This window comes from uncultured Enterococcus sp. (assembly GCF_913775425.1).
Lineage (GTDB): Bacteria > Bacillota > Bacilli > Lactobacillales > Enterococcaceae > Enterococcus_G.
In genome coordinates this window covers 1-5184 of sequence record NZ_CAJYIS010000027.1, presented here as the reverse complement: position 1 = coordinate 5184, position 5184 = coordinate 1, and the positions used below count along the sequence as shown (strand labels likewise).

The following is a 5184-nucleotide window of genomic DNA, read 5'->3' as shown; positions in this document are numbered from 1 at the left end:
GCCTCACGATCGATCAAAAAGAAGTATGTTTACCAGCTGAACTGACGATTCTATCTTATGATGAAGCACTTGATGAAAGCGAGATCGAACTCGTTTTACATGAAGGCAAATTCCATCAAGTCAAGCGCATGGTCCAAGCGGTAGGAAAAGAAGTCACGTATTTAAAACGGATCCGCATGGGACAACTAGTCTTGCCTAGTGATCTAGCTTTAGGAGAATACCGAGAACTAAGTACAACAGAGCTTGAACAATTGAAAAAGAGGTTGTGACAAAATTCTGTCACAACCTCTTTTTTTAATTAAATCAAGGAATCACTAGTACGAACACATAGTACTTCTTTAGTAAATGGATGGATGAGTTCAATTTGCTTAGCATGCAGATACAAACGATCAGCAGATTTTCCATAAAGTGGATCACCTATGATGGGATGTCCGATTGCTTGTAAATGAACTCTGATTTGATGCGTTCGTCCTGTTTCTAGCTGACATTCTAGAGCCGTTTTTTGTGTGAATGGTTTGATGACTTTGACATGTGTAATCGCTGTTTGGCCGTTTCGTGGATCAACAACGCGTTTTCTACGGTCATGGCGATCACGCCCAATGGCTAAGTTAATCGTTTGATCACGCGTTACGATTCCTTTGACGATTGCTTGGTATGTTCGCTTGATTTCTTTTTGTTCTAAAAGTCGGCCTAAAATAGGTAAAACTAATGGATTTTTGGCAAATAACACGACACCGCTAGTTTCCTTATCTAAGCGATGGACGATATAGCCACGCTCTTGTTTTTGAGCTAAGTAAGCTTGAACATTGTTAAAAAACGTACCGGTTTCACCAGGCTGGTTTGGATGTGTTTTGATTCCAAATGGTTTGTTTGCAATCAGTAAGTGTTCGTCTTCAAATAAGACTTCGATTTTAGGATCTCCTAAAGGAATCTCTTGGAAGTGATAGTCCTCTTCGGCTAATTCAAGCGAAATCGTATCATGAGGATGGATTTCTTCATGAAATTTGGCGACTTCACCATTTACCATTACATGCTTTCTGACCCGTAAAAAATGACGAACTTTTCTAGGAACGAGCCATTCTTGTTCGAGTAGTTCTCGAATGGTCATTACGCGTTGATCACTAGGTAATTTGATTTGATAGTTCATGTTTGTTCCTTTCATAGAGCGGTTTTAATCGTAGATACTTTAGGTATTTTTAACAAAAAAACAATTTTTTTCTAGCAAACTCATGATACACTATCTAGGATGTGATTTGAAGAAATTCCGTCTTAAGATGGATATCAGATAGAAAAAAGTCATGTATAGTAACATAATGGAGGTATGCTATGGAGTTTAAGGAATGGATGATCAAACTTTGGCGCTGGCTAAAAGAAGCTGCAATCATTAGTTATCATTGGATCAAAAAAGCGAGTAAAACGAGTTGGCAATTTAGTAAACCTTACTTGATTCGGTTTCATCATTTTAGAAAACGAATATGGAAAAAATATCATGTTAATAAACTATTGATCTTACTAGGTATGATTGCTATTTTATGTACGAGTGTGTATTTATTTTATGTTGCAAAAACAACCAATGTCTCCGAATTAGAATCCGGACTAAAAGAATCGACACTGATTTATGATCGTGATGGCGAAAGTGCGGGGAAATTATATGAACAAAAAGGTGCCTACATTCAGTTAAATGAAATGTCACCCTATCTAGTTGATGGTGTGATTTCGACGGAGGATCGCAATTTTTATGAGCATCACGGTTTTGATATTAAAGGGATCGGTCGGGCAGCATTACGTTTTGTTATCAATCGTGGCGCTTCTGGAGGTGGAGGAAGCACTATCACCCAACAGTTGGCTAAAAATGCCTATTTGACCTTGGATCAAACGTTTACTCGTAAAGCTAAAGAAATCTTTTTAGCGATCGAAATCGAAAAACATTACAGTAAAGATGAAATTTTAACGATGTATCTCAATACTTCTTATTTTGGGAATGGTGTTTGGGGCGTGCAAGATGCCTCTGAGAAATATTTTGGTGTGAATGCTAGTGAATTATCAGCTGGAGAGGCGGCTACCTTGATCGGTATGCTTAAGGGACCTTCGCTGTATAATCCAATCGACCACTTAGATAATGCGACTAATCGTCGTGATACGGTCTTGCAACTGATGGTCGATAACCAGAAATTGACGGCTGAAGAAGCTAAAGCGCAAGCGGCAATCCCACTTGATTCATTATTAGCAGATAATTATCAACCAGGAAACGATAGTTATCGCTATCCATCTTATTTTGATGCAGTTATCGATGAAGCGGTCGAAGAGTATGGACTAGATGCTGATGATATTTTAAATCGAGGGTATAAGATCTATACGACACTTGATCAAAATCAACAACAAGCGATGCAAGATACGTATACTGTTGATGGCTATTTTCCAGATAATGCCGAAGATGGCGAGATGGTACAATCGGCAAGTGTGGCTGTGTCACCTAAAGACGGTGGTGTGACAGCTTTAGTCGGTCGCAGGGGTGAGTCAGTTTTTCGTGGGTACAATTTTGCGACTCAGATGAAGCGTTCACCGGGATCGACAATCAAACCACTAGCGGTCTATACACCTGCGTTAGAAGCAGGCTATACTCCAGCAAGTATTTTAAAAGATGAGCCTTTAAGTTACTATAAAGCAAGTAATTACAGTCAAACTTATTCTGGTGAAGTACCGATGTACCAAGCCGTTGCTCAAAGTTTGAATTTACCTGCTGTCTGGTTATTGCACGAGATCGGTTTAGATAAAGGATTTAATAAGGCGAAAGAATTCGGGTTATCATTGTCGGATGAAGACAAATATTGGGGCTTAGCATTAGGTGGTTTGAAATATGGAGAATCTCCGTTGACTATGGCCGCAGCTTATAGCGTCTTTGCCAATGGTGGAACGTATTACAAACCTCGTTTGATTACGAAGATCGTCGATTCAACGGGCGCTGTGATCGTGGACAATAGTTCTGTTAAAGGAAAACGGATCATCTCAGAAAAAATTGCAACAGCGATGACAAGTATTTTACTGGGAACATTTTCAAATGGGACAGGTGTGTTAGCCGATCCAGCAGGCTACACTGTCGCAGGTAAAACTGGGACAACTGAAACCAATTTTGACGCGTCTAAAGTAAACGACCAATGGGTTATCGGCTATACACCAGATCTAGTGATTGCTACATGGCTAGGTTTTGAACAATCTAGTGAGTTACATTACTTACAAGGAACGAGTGAAACAGTAGCTGGATTGATCTTCCAAAAAGTTGCTGAAAACATTTTACCTTATACGAGCGGTTCAACATTTGATGTCGCGGATGCGTATCAAACAGATGGTGTCGTGATGACTGTCAATGAGGCTGAAGCAAAAGCGAAGGAAGACGCTAAAAGTTCTTGGCAAAAAGGCGTCGACGAGATCACTGAGAAAACTAAAGAAGGATTGCAAACTGCCGGTGAGGTATTGAAAGATACGACCGAGAAAGTTTGGAATGGGGTTTTGGATAAATTATGGCATTAAAAAATGAGCGAGTGATCGCTCATTTTTTTATTAAGCTGGAGTTAAGCAATAAAAGTTACACTAGGTTCATACCCAAACAAATAGTTTTTTCTTCATTTCTTTCTCCCATACTCACTAGTCCCCACTAGTGAGTTTTTGGTATACTAAGCGTAAAGGAGAGGGTTATATGAACGTAACGATTCGATTTGCAACAAGACAAGATGTACCTGTGATTTTAGACTTTATCAAAGAGCTCGCTGCATATGAAAAATTAATGCATGAAGTGGTGGCGACAGAGGCCTTACTAGAAAAGTATTTATTTGATGAACAAAAAGCAGAAGTGATTTTTGGGGAAGTCAATGGAAAACCGATTGCTTTTGCGCTATTTTTTACTAATTTTTCGACATTTTTAGGAAAACCTGGTCTGTATTTAGAAGATCTCTATGTCCAAAAAGAGTATCGTGGTCAAGGAATCGGCAAACAGATTTTAGCCTTTTTAGCCAATCTGGCACTAGAGCGCGACTATGGACGCTTAGAATGGTGGGTCTTAGATTGGAATACCAATTCGATTGCATTTTATAAACAACTTGGTGCACTTCCAATGGATGAATGGACGACATTTCGTGTCACCGAAGAGAAGCTACATCTCATTGCGAACGCTAAATAGAGGGTGTGACATCTGTCACACCCTTTTGATATTTCACCGCTAGATTCACTTAAAAGAAGACATCGATTATTTTGGTCCAAATCTCTGAAAAGCCACCCACAATAATCGCTGTGATGGGAATCAACGCCCAGATCCAGCCATTGGTATGACTTTTTTGTTCAAGTTTTAAGTGTAAATTTTCATTTTCTAAACGTAAATATGCATTTTCCTGTTCTAATTGTGCAATTCGTTCTGCTTCGCCCATGATCATCGCTCCCTTTTCTTTTAGTTTAACAAATCTTTAAGAATAATAGGTCAGTCGCAAGATGGATTTTTGGTTTTTTTGTCAGAAAACCCAATAAATGTTACAATGAACCTAGTAAAATTATTGGAGGGACATCATGGCAAATATTTATGATATCGCAAACGAATTAGAACGTGAGATCCGTGCGACAGAACAATACCAAGCACTACAAAAAGCTTTTGCAGATTTAAAAGCGGAAGAAGAAGCGTACGCATTATTTAAAGAATTCCAACTTTTCCAACAAACATTACAACAAAAAATGATGGCTGGAGAAGAAATGGCCGAAGAAGATGCGACTAGAGCGCAAGAATTATCACAAGCGATTCAAACACAAAATGCGATTGCTGATCTTATGGAAGCAGAACAAGCATTTAGCGTATTGATCAACGATATGAACAACATCGTGATGACACCAGTACGTGAATTATACGAAGAAGCATAAAAAAGGGGGTGTGACGTTCGTCACATCCTCTTTTTTAGCGAACAAACTTTCGTATAGCAACTGACTTTTCATGCTCCCTATGATAAAATAAAACGACAAATAAGAAGGGAGTGGGCCTAGTGATACGTTTTATTCATTGTGCAGATCTGCATTTTGATCGTCCGTTTGAAGGCGTTGCGGCAATTCAAGAAGACTATGAGTTTAGTCAGTATAATCAACAAACTTTAGCCCATATTGTCGATCTAGCCATCGCCAAAGAGGTCGATTTTGTGCTGTTTGCTGGCG

At 39.2% G+C, this 5184-nt stretch carries 5 protein-coding genes and 1 pseudogene; 4 read left to right on the top strand and 2 right to left on the bottom strand.

Translation table 11 applies throughout. From position 1 onward, the window contains the following. A pseudogene (locus tag QZ413_RS02975) lies at positions 1–269 on the top strand (16S rRNA pseudouridine(516) synthase); the annotation flags it as partial. 29 nt (positions 270–298) lie between these two features. Here QZ413_RS02975 and QZ413_RS02970 read toward each other — a convergent pair. Next, entirely contained in the window at positions 299–1147 is an 849-nt protein-coding gene (locus tag QZ413_RS02970; RefSeq protein ID WP_297076181.1) for an RluA family pseudouridine synthase, read from the bottom strand. A gap of 179 nt (positions 1148–1326) precedes the next feature. Here QZ413_RS02970 and QZ413_RS02965 point away from each other — a divergent pair, with 179 nt between their 5' ends. Both QZ413_RS02965 and QZ413_RS02960 read left to right on the top strand, forming a co-directional pair. Continuing rightward, positions 1327–3528: a PBP1A family penicillin-binding protein gene (locus QZ413_RS02965; RefSeq protein WP_297076179.1), complete on the top strand. Its 2202-nt coding sequence runs from the start codon at positions 1327–1329 to the stop codon at positions 3526–3528. Positions 3529–3694: 166 nt separating this feature from the next. Then, entirely contained in the window at positions 3695–4174 is a 480-nt protein-coding gene (locus tag QZ413_RS02960) for a GNAT family N-acetyltransferase (protein ID WP_297076177.1), read from the top strand. 49 nt (positions 4175–4223) lie between these two features. Here the strand turns inward: QZ413_RS02960 and QZ413_RS02955 are convergent, their stop codons facing one another. Continuing rightward, positions 4224–4418 (bottom strand): hypothetical protein, encoded by a 195-nt coding sequence (locus QZ413_RS02955; protein WP_297076175.1) that lies wholly within the window; start codon positions 4416–4418, stop codon positions 4224–4226. Positions 4419–4554: 136 nt separating this feature from the next. Between QZ413_RS02955 and QZ413_RS02950 the strand changes: the two genes are divergently transcribed. Further along, positions 4555–4899 carry a YlbF family regulator gene (locus QZ413_RS02950; protein WP_297076173.1) on the top strand — a complete coding sequence of 115 codons (345 nt, stop codon included), beginning with the start codon at positions 4555–4557 and terminating at the stop codon, positions 4897–4899. Positions 4900–5184: the final 285 nt, after the last annotated feature.

Coding starts and splice junctions, on each gene's coding strand:
- QZ413_RS02950 (WP_297076173.1), top strand. CDS start 4,555: ATGGCAAATATTTATGATATCGCAAACGAATTAGAACGTGAGATCCGT.
- QZ413_RS02960 (WP_297076177.1), top strand. CDS start 3,695: ATGAACGTAACGATTCGATTTGCAACAAGACAAGATGTACCTGTGATT.
- QZ413_RS02955 (WP_297076175.1), bottom strand. CDS start 4,418: ATGGGCGAAGCAGAACGAATTGCACAATTAGAACAGGAAAATGCATAT.
- QZ413_RS02970 (WP_297076181.1), bottom strand. CDS start 1,147: ATGAACTATCAAATCAAATTACCTAGTGATCAACGCGTAATGACCATT.
- QZ413_RS02965 (WP_297076179.1), top strand. CDS start 1,327: ATGGAGTTTAAGGAATGGATGATCAAACTTTGGCGCTGGCTAAAAGAA.